The sequence below is a fragment of the Citrobacter sp. 21OH12SH02A-Citro genome (genome assembly GCF_027919895.1).
GTDB classification, from domain to species: Bacteria; Pseudomonadota; Gammaproteobacteria; order Enterobacterales; family Enterobacteriaceae; genus Citrobacter; species Citrobacter braakii.
The window spans coordinates 2,111,785-2,125,023 of record NZ_CP114801.1; the positions used below are offsets into that span (position 1 = coordinate 2,111,785).

A 13,239-nucleotide genomic window follows, 5' to 3' on the forward strand; every position below is an offset into this window, starting at 1 on the left:
GTATTCCTTAATTGAGTGAACCATAAAGATGGTGGGTAATTTGTGACGGTGTAACGCGATACAGCGCGGCCAGGCGGTCGGCGGCGAGCTGATGTTCAGGCAGACCCTGCGACACCTCGCCGTTTGGTTCAACCCGTACCACGCTGTCGGCGATTGCCCGGGCGTGCAACGGGTGATGGGTCGACATCAGCAGGGCCATACCGGAATTTTTCAGCGTCACCAGCGTGTCGAGCAGACGGATTTGATGCCCAAAATCAAGGCTGGATGCGGGTTCATCCAGCAATAAAAGACGCGGACGTTGCGCCAGCGCGCGAGCGATCAACACCAGTTGCCGTTCGCCGCCGCTCAGGGTGTTCCAGCGTCGAAGTGCCAGGTGAGAAATCTCCAGCATCGCCAGTTGCTGATGCGCAATTTCACGCTCTTTAGCGCCGGGAACCGCAAATGCCGCCAGTTGCGGGGCCAGTCCCATCATCACCATGTCCAGGGCGGTGAAGGCAAACGCGCCGTCGTGCGCCTGAGGAACCCAGGCGATGGCTGCGGCGCGTTCCCGATCGCAGAGATGATTCACTGCGACGCCATCAAGCAGAATGTCACCGCGAAGCGGCGGAAGAACGCCGAGAATGGTGCGCATCAGGGTGGTTTTACCGCTGCCGTTAGCACCAATCAGACAACAGACAGAACCGGGCGAAACCTGAAAGGAGATATCACGTAACACGGGTTGTTTACTGTGGTATCCCAGCGACGCGTGGCGCACGAGTAATAGCGTCATGGGCGGTTTCCCCGCAGCAAAAGCAGCAAAAAGAACGGTGCGCCAATAAATGCAGTCAGGATCCCCAGCGGGATTTCCGTGCGGCTCAGCGTGCGGGCGAGGGTGTCGGTGAGCAGGAGTAAAATGGCGCCGATCCCCATGGACACCGGCAATAACTGCTGGTGGTTATTCCCGCTGAGGAGTCTGCCGATGTGCGGCACCACCAGTCCAATCCAGCCGATAATGCCGGCAATGGCGACGGTACAGGCGGTGACTAACGTTGCGCAGACGATCAGTCCCAGCCGCAGTCGGGAGACGTTGATCCCAAGCGATCGGGCTTCATCATCCGACAGGGTGAGCAGGTTCATGCGCCAGCGCAACAGCAATAACGGGACCAGTCCAGCAAGGATCAGCGGTGCTGAGAACCACAGATCGTGCAGAGTAATTGTCGATAAACCGCCGAGCAGCCAGAAGGTGATCGACGGAAGTTGGGTATACGGGTCGGCCAGCGTTTTGATGAGCGAAATTCCCGCACCGCAGACCGTACCCAGCGCAATCCCGACCAGCACCAGTGTTAACACCGGATCGTGACGCTTGACTCGCCGGGTAATCAGCCAGACACCGGCGACCACTAACAAACCGCCAGTGAACGCATACAGCTGAATAAACAGGATTGGTAGCCCCAGCAGGATTGCCGTACAGGCGCCCAAACCGGCACCGGCCGCCACGCCGAGGATATCCGGCGAAACCAGTGGGTTACGGAACATTCCCTGATAAGTGGTTCCTGCGCCAGCCAGCGCTGCGCCGAGTAACAATGCAGCCAGAATGCGCGGCAGTCGGATTTGCCAGAAGACGATTTTGTCCTGCATCGGGACGCCATCCCTGCCCGCAATAAGATCCACGACCTGTTGTGCATCGAGGCGATAAGCACCCGACACCGCGGCGATGCTCGCGCAAAGCACCACCGTCGTAATCATCAGAAAACCGAGGGTAGATGTTTTCATCAGACGCTCACCAGTTGTTGATACTGTGCGTCGCTTAACGTGGTGTGCCAGAACAGTTCACTGTAGCGCTGCATATCGGTTTTAAAGCCCGCTTCAACCTGTGGATCAAGCCAGGCATGCAGACGGCGTAACCCCAGCAAACGATTGATGCCGGGAGGCGCGTCCAGCCAGCCAAACGGCAGGCCGCTGAGAAACAGAATGCGCCGATCGGCAACCGCTTTGACTCCTTGCCAGACGGGATCTTCTCGCAGGTACTGTGCCGTAATCGCATCCTGTACCAGAATAATATCGGGCTGCCAGCTCAACAGGTTTTCCATTGAAACCTGCGCCAGCCCGTGCAGCCCAGGAATTTGCGCCACATTGTGTAATCCCAGTAGTTCTGCCGCTTCGGTATGCAATGAACCTTGTAATCCTGTTTCAAGTCCGCGGGCGCCGCGCGCGGCATAAAAACGCAGCTTTGCTGCGGGAGAGTGTGAAAACGCGAGGGCTTCATCAATAAAACGCTGGGCCAGTTTGGCCTGAGTCCTGGCCCGTGTTGCGACTCCCAGCGCTTCACCTGCCGCGAGTAGCTGTTGCGGGCTGAGCCGCAGTTCGCCATTAATCAGCAGCCAGGGAATTTGCGTTTGCGCATTCACTTGTCTGGCCTGAGAAAGCCAGGTTTCATCGGCATTGCCGCAGTCAATCACCAGGTCGGGTTTAAGCGCCAGTAGCGCTTCAAGCGAGAGTGTGCTGGCGCGCCCCGCCAGCTTGCCCAGTTTCGGTAAAGCCCGAATGTCTTCGTGAAACGGGATGGCGGTCTGACGAGAAAAATCAAAGGATGAAAAACCAACCAGTTTTTCCGGCGCGACGGCCAGCAGCAGCATGTCGGCGGGTGCGCCTGCGCTGACCACGCGTTGGGTCGCCTCTGGCGCTGGGTGGCCTCCAACGGCAACGGTTAGCGGCGTTTGAGCCAAGGCGGGAAGATGGCGTAGCAGCAGTGCAGATGCCACAAGCTGGGCAAACATCCGTCTTGTCAGTGGCATAATTGTTATCCTGAAGGTGATAAAATCGCTATATATTTACATATACAGCGAATAAAAACATGTTCAGAATCAATTTCTCACGGATGAAAACCCGGAATACCCCATAAGGGCTAGATGGCGTAGAGACAACAGGAATGGCGAAATATAAGCCTGAAAAAATCCGCGACGCAGCGCGGATTCGGGGAGTAAAACGCTTCAGGTAACGGCATTAAGACGTCGGCTGAGCCTGTTTTTTAGGCTCGACTGGCGTGGTACTTGCCGGGGCCGGGCGCGATGCGGGCACGCTGTCACAGGGCTTTTCTTTGGCGCAGATCAGGTCGAGCATTTTTAGCGTTACGCCGTTGGTCCAGCCAAAACCATCCTGCAACGGATATTCGCCGCCGCCTCCGCCAGTGCCTGTGCTACTCACGTCATACTTTTCAACCAGCTTTTTCTCACGATCGTAGGTGTGCTGCACGTTGGTGAGGAATCGCCAGGTCACGTCCATGGCGACGTTATCCTGACCGTAATTCTGTAATCCCGATGCGGCGACCCACTGGAGCGGGGCCCAGCCGTTGGGAGCATCCCACTGCTGGCCGCTTTTCACTGACGTGGTGGCCAGGCCGCCGGGTTGCAGCAAATGCGCCTGGGTTGCCGCGGCCACTTTACTGGCGCGATCTTTTGCTGCTGCATTGACATACAACGGGAACAAGGCGGCGGCCGTGAGTTGGTTACGTACTTTGTGGCTCTTCAGATCGTAATCGGCATACCAGCCTTCTTTGTCGTTCCACAGGTGCTTTTCGATCCCTTTTTGTCGGGCATTAGCGAAGCCTTCATATTGTGCAGCTTTGGCATTATCCCCGGCGGCCTTGCTGGCGAGGGCGATCATCTTTTCCATTTTGTACATCAACGCATTGAGATCGACTGGAACAATGCTGGTGGTGCGTAGGGTGCCTAGTTGATTGGGGTTATCCATCCAGCGGGAACTAAAGTCCCAACCCGACGCGGCGGCAGAACGCAGGTCGCGGTAGATTTCTGTGGCCGGTCGGTTCGGATTGCTTTTCGCTGTGGCGATATCCTCCACCCAAGACTCTGGCCGCGGCGTATCGCGGTCATCCCAGTAGCGATTCAAAATGGTGCCGTCATCCAGTTTAACCACGCGCTTATTCTGCTGACCGGGCTGGAGCGTTTCGACGCCTTCCATCCAGTAGGTGTATTCTTTGAGCATCTGCGGGAGGTATTTTTTCAGCGCGTCATCCCCGTCATGCTGCGCCAGCAGTTCCACCATAAAGGCAAAGAATGGCGGTTGAGAACGGCTCAGATAGTAGGTGCGGTTGCCGTTAGGAATGTGCCCCCAGGAATCAATCTCGTAAGCGAAGTTTGCCACCATGTCGGAGACCTTATCCCAGTGATTGCTCTCGGCAAGCCCCAGCATGGTGAAATAGCTGTCCCAATAATATATTTCGCGAAAACGCCCGCCAGGCACGACATACGGTTCCGGGAGCGGCAGCAGAGAGTCCCATTTTTCAGCGTCGGTTGTCGAACGAGTGAGTACCGGCCACAGTCCGTCAATATGCTCGCGCAGCGATTGCCCGGCTGGAGGGACGTATTTCTCGCCAGCTTTCGGCAAGGTGAAATTCACTTCCACAAAATGACGTAAGTCGAATCCGGACTGATTTTTCTGCATCCGGTAATCGGCAAGGATCATTAATGGATCGCTGTTAGGGACGGCGTCAGCAAAGGTTTTCTGGTCAGGAAACAGTTTGGCCGTTTGTACATCGTTAAACAGTGGGCCAAGCAAAATATCAGGCGGCTGAGGCGTTGCGGTTGGCGCGTCCTCGGCGTTGACGGCAAAAGAGGAAAGGGCAAAAAAGGTGCTTGCGAGCGTCAGTTTTATTGCAACAGAGAGCAGGCCTGGATGGCGAGTTGCAGGCGTTATCATCGGTTAATCTCCTTAGGGTGTGCCGAAGCAGCGGCATTTACCATGAGAAAACCTTAGTTCAGGATCGACCGTTGCGCGTGATCGACGCCCCATTTTGCGAATAAACAGACATTTCCCGACGCGAATCGAAAAGATGCACACCCTTTGTCGGCAAAGGGCGTGCAACCGACATCAGTCCGCGCGGGTTATCCGCTGGGCCACGCTGTCAAGGGTCAGGGTATCACCCATCGTGATACTCTCGATGGCCTCGCCTTGCTGACATAACCAACATAACCCCATTGCACGGGCGATAATCGCCGGGTGGGACGCTTCGCTCCCGTCCCGCAGGCAGATGCCTTTGATGGTCTTCGGATCGAGTTGCAGCACCGTAGATGGATAGATGACCTCCGCGACCAAAATAGTGGGGCGGATGAACGCGGGAATTTGTGCAGTCTCTCCCGTTAAATACTGCAGTGAACGAGACAACAAATCTTCAATATCGATGTATCGCGCCTGCAGGTAAGGATCGTCGAGCTGTAAATACTGCTGGCTGAGATCGCTCAGCACCTGATGCCAGGCCCAGGCCGCGCTGCACTGCGTTTCACGCATTAGATCACAAGCCATATCGAACAGATCCGGATCGTCCAACAGCGTGTGGTGACCGGAGAAAATAGCGGCGATATCTGCGGAATATCTCTCTTCTGCAAGCGCGGTTAGCTCGCTTAAGTCGTTCAGCGTGCTTTGGATAGCGACCCGTAACCGTTGCTGCTCAATCTGGAGTGAGGCTACAGGCTGCTGGCTTACCTGTGGTGAGAACGGTGTGTAACAGAATGCCGTCCCCGTGACCTGTGAGGGAACCTTCGTCACCACGGTATCAGCATGCGCGGGCTCGAGCGATTCACCAAAATTCTCAGCCGCCAGCTGTTTGAATGCGGCCAGTGCATCCTCTGCCTGTTCGCCCTTGGCAATCAGGCGCAGCGTGTCGTTACAGCGTACCTGCAGCAGGGCAATCTGATTCAGGCTATCAGGGACGACGCACTTGCCATTTTTCTCCAGCCACATATCGGCGTTAAAGCCAGACAGCGCGGAAACCAGCCGTGAAGCCGGACGCACATGAATGCCGTTTGGGTTTTTCACCACAATGGCCACTGAATGAGCATCTGCATCGGGCGCGAATTCGGCAGATGTCGGCTTTGCTGCAGATGGCGAAGGTAAACCCAGTTGCTCACATTTGGCGTCGAGGGCATTCATGGCATCACAGATGACCCGCTCGATGTCAGCACCTGCGGCAGCGCTAACCGTTGCGGCGAGCGTGCCTTCGACCAGCGGCGCGGCGCACAAACGTACTTTGGCGGCAATGGCCGGATCGAGCAGTTCCAGCGCGGTTTCCGCACTCAGTAGCGCACTACCGATATCCATCATCACCAGCACGTGATCCGTATCGGCCACGGACTCAATGGCTTCCATCACCTTGATAGGATCGGTACCAATCGGATTCTCAGGATCGTCAATGCCTGCGGCAATAGCGATTTTGCATCCATCACCCATTAACATCTGCCGGGCTAGCGCGCCGACGCCTTCGCCCAACTGGGCGCTGTGAGAAACAATAACCAGGTTTACCATCGCTTTATCCTTACTCTCTGGACGCCTGAGCCAGCATTTGCATCATAAACATTACGGACGTTGCGCCGGGATCCTGATGCCCAATGCTGCGCTCACCGAGATAGCTGGCGCGGCCTTTGCGGGCCTGCATGGTGATGGTGCTTTGCGCTGCTGCTTCCGCTTGTTGGCTTGCCGCTTCCAGCGCCGCCTGTACGCTCAGCTTTTGCTCGCAGGATTGGCGTAAAGATTCCACTACCGGCAGCCAGACATCGCACATGGTTTTGTCGCCAGGTTCAGCTTTACCGCGGCTAATCACACCTTCTGCGCCATCACGAATCATTTGATACAACTCCTCAAGCGTCAGGCTTTGATGAGCCTGGGTCACCTGGGCGGCGCGGATAAAAAAGGTACCAAACAGTGGACCGCTGGCCCCCCCGACGCTTGAGAGCAGCACCATGCCGGTGTTTTTCAAAATAAAACCAATGTCTTTATCGGCGATGGACGGCAGCTTTTCGACGACTTTGCTAAAGCCGCGGTGCATGTTCAGACCGTGGTCGGCATCACCAATTTCCCGATCAAGACCGGTGAGAAAATCACTTTCGGTGGTGAAGATCTCACCGCAGCGATAGAGCCAGTTAACAATTTGTGTTCTGTTGAGGGACATCATGTATCTCCTTATTTACCCCAGTTGAGAGCAGGGGTGTGAACCGGTGCATCCCATAAGCTCAGCGTGTCGTCATCCACCTGTAACAGGGTGATTGAGAAGCCGGTCATATCCAGAGAGGTACAGTAAGAACCGATCAGATTGCGCTCAATGACGATGCCGGCGTCCTGGCAACGGCTTTCGAGGCGGTTATACACGCCGAAGAGTTCTGACAGCGGCGTCGCACCGAGATTATTGACCAGCGCAATGACGCGATCGCCGCTTTGCAACGCGCGTTTGCTTTCTTTGCCTTCCTGCCACGCGCCCTGAACGTTGTCCCAGTGGCGGAGCGTACGGCTGTAGTTGCCGTTTTCCAGCAGGGTATCGAACATTTCATCAACGGTCTGATCGAGGGAAGTGAAGGTGCGGCGGTCAATGCCCGGTTCCCCGTGGATACCCACGCCAAACTCCATTTCGTTATCCTGCAACGTGAACGACGGTTGTCCGGCGGCCGGAACGGTACAGGCGCCAATGGCTATCCCAATGGAGTGGCCCTGATTATTCAGTTTACGACCCAGCGCCGCACAGACTTCCAGTGAGTCACCGCGTTCGGCGGCCGCGCCGACCAGTTTTTCGATCAATACGGTATTCGCCACACCACGACGACCGGCGGTATACAGACTGTCTTTCACCGCCACGTCGTCATCCACTACCATGGTGGTGACTTTGACGCCGCTTTCATGCAACAGCTCGGTGGCGGTTTCGAAATTAAGAATATCGCCGGTGTAATTTTTGATGATCAGCAGTACGCCTTCGCCGCCATCAATTTGCATGGCGCATTCGAACATTTTATCCGGCGTGGGTGAGGTAAAAATTTCACCCGGGCAGGCACCAGAGAGCATGCCCTGACCAATATAGCCGCAGTGCATAGGCTCGTGTCCGCTGCCGCCGCCGGAAAGCAGCGCCACTTTGCCCATTACCGGCGCATCTGCGCGGGTGACATATACCGGATCCTGATGCAGTGCCAGGGAAGGATACGCTTTCGCCAGTCCGGCGAGTTGTTCAGTCAGTACGTCTTCAACACGGTTAATCAATTTTTTCATTATTTATGCTCCGCAGACAGTCCTGGATGGCTGCCAGATTCGGGCAGGCATCTGATGTAGGGTATCGGGTTATACAACGCCACGGCGACTGCTCGCTGCCGATAAGGTAATTTTGCACACGGGTTGGCAAAAGAAAATTGCTGTAATGGGCGTTTCAATACGAAACGTAGCAACATAATAATGTTCCGTATTGGAACGTCATGGTGCATAAAACAGCGAAAATGAGAGGTTGGGCCGTATTTGGCCGGGAAGCTGATTCACGGGTGTTTATGGAAAACAAACCACCTGCAGAGCAGGTGGTTTGTAGGCATGGTCGATTTCGGCGTTAGCCCGGATAAATTCCGCGATCTTTACGTGCCAGCAGAATGCGTTCGCAGGCAACAATGTAGGCTGCCGTACGCAGTGAGCAGGATTTCTCTGCCGCTTTTTCCCACACGTGTACCATCGCATCGGTCATGATTTTGTCCATGCGATTGTTAATCTCTTCTTCGCTCCAGAAGAAGCTAGCCATGTCCTGAACCCATTCGAAGTAGCTGACGGTTACGCCGCCGGCGTTACAAACAACGTCTGGGACAACCACGATACCGCGGCTTGCCAGAACGTCGTCGGCATCGGGATAGGTTGGGCCGTTAGCGCCTTCGAGTACCAGTTTACAGGTCAGCGTTTCCGCGCGGTGACGGGTGATCTGGCCTTCGAGCGCGGCCGGGATCAGAATATCCATCTCCAGGCTCCAGAAGGCTTCGCTGGCAATGGTTTCAGCGCCCGGGAAACCGGCAATCTGTTTGTGCTCCAGCTGCCAGGCAGACAACGCGGCCATGTCGATACCCGTTGAGTTAAACAGCGTTGCGGTGTGATCCTGAATCGCGACCACGCGTGCTCCTGCTGCCGCGAACAGGCGGGCGGCTTCACTGCCGACGTTACCAAAACCTTGCACCGCTACGCGAGCGCCTTCAACGTCGATGTTGGCACGACGCGCCACTTCCAGACCGCTGACGAAAACACCACGACCGGTGGCTTTATCACGACCTAACGAGCCGCCGAGGTGAATAGGTTTACCGGTGACCACGCTGGTCACGGTGGTGCCGTGGTTCATGGAGTAGGTATCCATCATCCAGGCCATTACCTTTCCGTTAGTCCCCACATCCGGCGCAGGAATGTCTTTCTGCGGCCCGATGATAATGCCGATTTCGCTGGTATAACGGCGGGTTAAACGCTCCAGTTCACCTTCGGAAAGCGAGAACGGATCGACGCGCACGCCACCTTTCGCACCGCCGTACGGCAGGTTCAACGCTGCGCATTTGATGGTCATCCATGCGGACAGGGCCATCACTTCATTAAGATCAACATCAGGATGATAACGCACACCGCCTTTGCCCGGCCCGCGGGAGAGGTTATGTTGCACGCGATACCCTTCAAAATGACGGATAGTACCGTCATCCATCTGCACCGGGATATCGACAATCAGCGCGCGTTTTGGGTGGCGCAGGGTATCCACCCAATGGGAAAGTTCGCCCAGGTAAGGGGCCACACGCTCGATTTGTTGCAGGTAGGTATTCCAGGCAGATGTGCTGCTATCTGAAGCGTAAGATAACTTATCCATGATAAACCTTAGTTATAAAAGTAATATGTTCTTAATTTGGCCGTGGTATACAGTGAATCACACCATATGAACCTAAATTTAACATTTATTTCATAGAATGGCCTGTCCGGCTAACACGGTTTATCGGCATGAAGCGTGTGGGCTTTGCCTGGGAGGTGAATAGTTATTCTCTGATTGTGCTGATATTTCGGTAATTTTGCTGGCTAGATAATTTAATATGCATGATTTATAAAAATCGCAATTTGTCAGATTTATGACGCACCTCTAAAAGTAAATAATATGATAATAAAATGTATTTGCTTTATTGCGATTAAGCTGGGGTCAGTAGGTCACGGCGATGGTAACGGTATCAGCATAGTTGTCAGGCGTGTAGTTCGCGCTGGGAACGGTGGCGTAAACCGGGTAGGTGGTGGTGGTTCCCGTACCGTTGCCCGCGACGGTATTGAGCGATGAATTGCCCCAAACCGTACCGGACGGCCCTGGCGTCGAGCTAAGTTGGTAGGGGACCTTGTCCGTATTTGACCCCGTGCCGGCCATCACGCCGCTGCCTGCCGTATTGCCGTTAGAGGGCTGAAGTCCGATGGTGTAAGGCGTGTTATTGGAACATGCTACGCCCACGGTATTTGAAGCCGTTAGGTTACGCCCGGTCGCCCCGGCTGGCGCAAAGCTAATATTGGTTGCAGAGGTGATATTGCACTGTTTGCTGACCGTCGCCGATACGGTGAAGGGAAGCCTGGCGGCAACGGTATCGCCACAGGTGGTCGGCGGGAAAAGCAATCCAGGATTGAGGGTGACGAGGGCTGTCGCCGCCGTATAGCTATCCTGATAGCTTCCGGGGACCGCTGAGGTTTGTGGCGTGACAATCTGTGCTGATACCGTGAGTGAGCCCGTCACTGGCGTCAGATTCAGCAGGTTAAGCTGTACCATTGGAAAAGTCGTTCCCGACTGATACTGACTCCCCCAGACTTTGGTGTGTCCGGCATCCTGGTAAAGCTGGTATGCCAGCGTTCTGGCAGGTGTTCCGCTTAATGACATATTTCGAGGTGTCACCTGGCCACTGACGGCTGAGGCGCCAATATTAAAACAGAGGTTGATCCCTGCCAGCGCGTCGCCAAGCTCTTTGGTGCAGGTGTAGTTGAACGTCATTGATGACGTTGCGCCTGTCGCAGACAGCGGATTGACTGAGCCCAAATTTATGGGTTGTACATTGCTCACCGAACAGGTTACGGCATGGCTAATCGCCGGACAAAAGAGTACGGCTGCGATGAGTAACAGATGCCTTAACCTCATGAGCGCACTCCTGTTAGTGTGGCCGGCAAACCAGTGGACCTATTTGCACAATCCCCTTTGCGGAAGCGGGATAGTCAAATTGCACGCGACAACTGCCGGTGTCTGTCTCAACGCGCAGCGCGTTGTGCTGTTCCAGCGTGTCGAACCAGGTCATCCCATCAAAACCAACGACAGACGATTGTCCTGCTCCGCTGATGGCGTATGCCATGCTGCCTTCGGGAATGGGTTTACCCTGATTGTCGACGAGGATGACCTGCGCAGCGCGTACCGGGGTGATGCCAAAGCTAACCAATGTACCGGAACGATCGGCAGGCGTTGCATTCGTCTCAACGCGTGCGATCCGCATATTGGCGGGGAGATCCATTGGGTCAATACTGATCAGGTTTTTTTGATAACTGTTCAGCGGCGTGACCAGCAATAGCCCCTGGTCGTCGCTGCGACCAATCAGGTTATTTTGTAATTTAATCGGGACGTCAGGAACGCCGTCAGTTGATACGACGGCAAAGCCATTGTTGATTTCACGTGCTGCAAACAGGCCGCCTCCCATGGTAACAAGCGATCCGGTGGCGCCTGCGTAGCCGTAATGGTTATCCGGTAAACGGCTGAATCCCGCGTACGCTTTACCATAACGACCCAGATATCCCACTTCTCCCTGACCGCTTTGCCGGGAAGCCTGCTGACTGGCGGCCAGATTCCAGCCCCAACCACCGTCGGCAGGGGGCGTCAGGCTGGCGTTGAGCTGGTAGCCGGTCTCATCATTGGTGCGTTGTAGGGTGCTGCTGGCACTGAGATTATTATCAGTGGTTATTGTCACCATCAAATAGAGACTGCGATCGCGGTTATCGTCGATGTTTTGGTTGAATCCGGCATTCAGTGAAATGTTGTCGGTAATCGATTTGAACCAGCTGGCGTTGGCGTAGCGCACCGCATTTTCGTGCGGATAACGAAACTGCAGGTAACTCAGGCTGACATTACCGGCAGCTTCCAGCGAATAGCCAATGACCGTATTGCTGTTAAGCGTCGGTGGCGGCTCGCCATAATGGGTGGCGACATCACGATAATCGCCGGAAGTGGCCGTCGTACTGGTACTGAAATTAAACCGTTCACCGGACCAACGATAACCGAAACTGTACAGAAAACCGTTCTTTCCTGCGTCGGTACTTGCGGCAATTGAGGTCGAAAACGTGCCGCTGCGGGTGCCTGGGATCCAGTCGTCACTGAAGCCCGCGTTAATCAGTCCATCGCTGGTTTCAGCGTGAGTCCCGGCGGTGAACGTATTGCTAAACCCACGACGCCATGTACCGCTCAGTACCGGTGCGCTGGCATAATCAAAAGAGGAGTAACCATAGTTTTCGCGTACCGTACCCAGTTCTGCAGACCAGGCAGTTAATCCTTCCCGCAGCAGTTGCTGATCGTTGTAGAACGAAAAATTTTGTACGCTCGTTCTGCCCAGCGCATCCGTCATCATCACCTGACCCGTTCCCGCGCCACTGATGTTCGGCATTGTGTTGATCTGAAAGCTACCCGCGGGGACTTCTCCGTTGTAGTACCTGACGCCGTCGACGTACAGCTCAACGTTTGACGGCAACGTCGCGGAGCCAAGATATGCAGGGAGCGGGGTGGTTGGCATATAGGGCCGCAAACCAAAATCGGTTCCTATCTGAATGCCGCCGATACGCGTCGGCCGGGACCAGATAAGTGAACTGGTCAGGGTATCGCCAACGGTTACCGCCAGCATCGTTTCGGGAAATGACGTACGCCAGCTGGTATCGAGTCGCTCAACGCTGTTATCCGCATTTTCCTCGGTGGAATACTGCGTCAACTGGGTGGTGCTGAGCACGCCTGCAGCATTGAAAGCGCGGAGTTCGCTGAAGGTATTTATTGCGCTTTCATCCCCCTGTTGGGTATAGATATCGTAATTGAGCAGCGCTCCGCGTGATGTTGTCGCCGTCGGCGCGGTCTCTACGGGGGAGTTATGCTGCGTGGTCGCAAGATCGAGTGAACTGAGTGGCGCAGTAAGCGAAAGCGTTTGCAACTGAACGTTATAGTCAATCGTTAGCTCGGGGATATCGTTCAGGCAGACGGCGTGAGTGGCGTCAGGCGCAAAGCGAAAGCCCATTTTTCGCAGGGTATCTGCCCCAGCATAGAGCTTTCCATTATCGTAACCCAAATGCACCAGCCCAACGGGATTCCCATTTAAGGTGACGTCGAGATACAAATTGACCCCCACGAGCTGCGCTGCGCCATTAATAACACCATCTTCGTTCTGGTTATTATTCAGCGTTTGTGCGCAAACCATTCCCGATATTAATACTCCATTGAGAAAG

General features: G+C 55.0%; 10 protein-coding genes. All 10 read right to left on the reverse strand.

Going from position 1 to position 13,239, the window contains the following annotated elements; all coding sequences use genetic code 11:
- Positions 1 to 7: 7 nt before the first annotated feature.
- The 10 genes from O6D90_RS10255 to O6D90_RS10300 all read right to left on the reverse strand — a co-directional run bounded on the left by O6D90_RS10255 (position 8) and on the right by O6D90_RS10300 (position 13,211).
- Complete coding sequence (locus O6D90_RS10255; protein WP_016156775.1) at positions 8 to 769, reverse strand: ABC transporter ATP-binding protein; 762 nt, start codon at positions 767 to 769, stop codon at positions 8 to 10.
- Entirely contained in the window at positions 766 to 1,725 is a 960-nt protein-coding gene (locus O6D90_RS10260; protein WP_369707202.1) for a FecCD family ABC transporter permease, read from the reverse strand. The genes O6D90_RS10255 and O6D90_RS10260 overlap by 4 nt, the downstream gene beginning before the upstream one ends.
- Positions 1,726 to 1,751: 26 nt before the next feature.
- Positions 1,752 to 2,774, reverse strand: a complete 1,023-nt coding sequence (locus O6D90_RS10265) for an ABC transporter substrate-binding protein (protein ID WP_016156773.1) — start codon at positions 2,772 to 2,774, stop codon at positions 1,752 to 1,754.
- A gap of 208 nt (positions 2,775 to 2,982) precedes the next feature.
- Positions 2,983 to 4,695 carry an alpha,alpha-trehalase gene (locus O6D90_RS10270; protein ID WP_016153356.1) on the reverse strand — a complete coding sequence of 571 codons (1,713 nt, stop codon included), beginning with the start codon at positions 4,693 to 4,695 and terminating at the stop codon, positions 2,983 to 2,985.
- Between the two features lie 171 nt (positions 4,696 to 4,866).
- Positions 4,867 to 6,297 (reverse strand): dihydroxyacetone kinase phosphoryl donor subunit DhaM, encoded by a 1,431-nt coding sequence (gene dhaM / locus O6D90_RS10275; protein WP_016156772.1) that lies wholly within the window; start codon positions 6,295 to 6,297, stop codon positions 4,867 to 4,869.
- 10 nt (positions 6,298 to 6,307) lie between these two features.
- Positions 6,308 to 6,940, reverse strand: a complete 633-nt coding sequence (dhaL, locus tag O6D90_RS10280) for a dihydroxyacetone kinase subunit DhaL (protein ID WP_016153354.1) — start codon at positions 6,938 to 6,940, stop codon at positions 6,308 to 6,310.
- An 11-nt stretch (positions 6,941 to 6,951) separates the two neighbouring features.
- Entirely contained in the window at positions 6,952 to 8,022 is a 1,071-nt protein-coding gene (gene dhaK / locus O6D90_RS10285; RefSeq protein ID WP_016153353.1) for a dihydroxyacetone kinase subunit DhaK, read from the reverse strand.
- A gap of 325 nt (positions 8,023 to 8,347) precedes the next feature.
- A complete protein-coding gene (locus tag O6D90_RS10290) occupies positions 8,348 to 9,622 on the reverse strand; it encodes a Glu/Leu/Phe/Val family dehydrogenase (RefSeq protein WP_016153352.1) in 1,275 nt (424 codons plus the stop codon).
- Positions 9,623 to 9,943: 321 nt separating this feature from the next.
- Positions 9,944 to 10,912: a Csu type fimbrial protein gene (locus O6D90_RS10295; RefSeq protein WP_016156771.1), complete on the reverse strand. Its 969-nt coding sequence runs from the start codon at positions 10,910 to 10,912 to the stop codon at positions 9,944 to 9,946.
- A 13-nt stretch (positions 10,913 to 10,925) separates the two neighbouring features.
- Positions 10,926 to 13,211 carry a fimbria/pilus outer membrane usher protein gene (locus O6D90_RS10300; protein WP_016156770.1) on the reverse strand — a complete coding sequence of 762 codons (2,286 nt, stop codon included), beginning with the start codon at positions 13,209 to 13,211 and terminating at the stop codon, positions 10,926 to 10,928.
- Positions 13,212 to 13,239 lie beyond the last annotated feature (28 nt).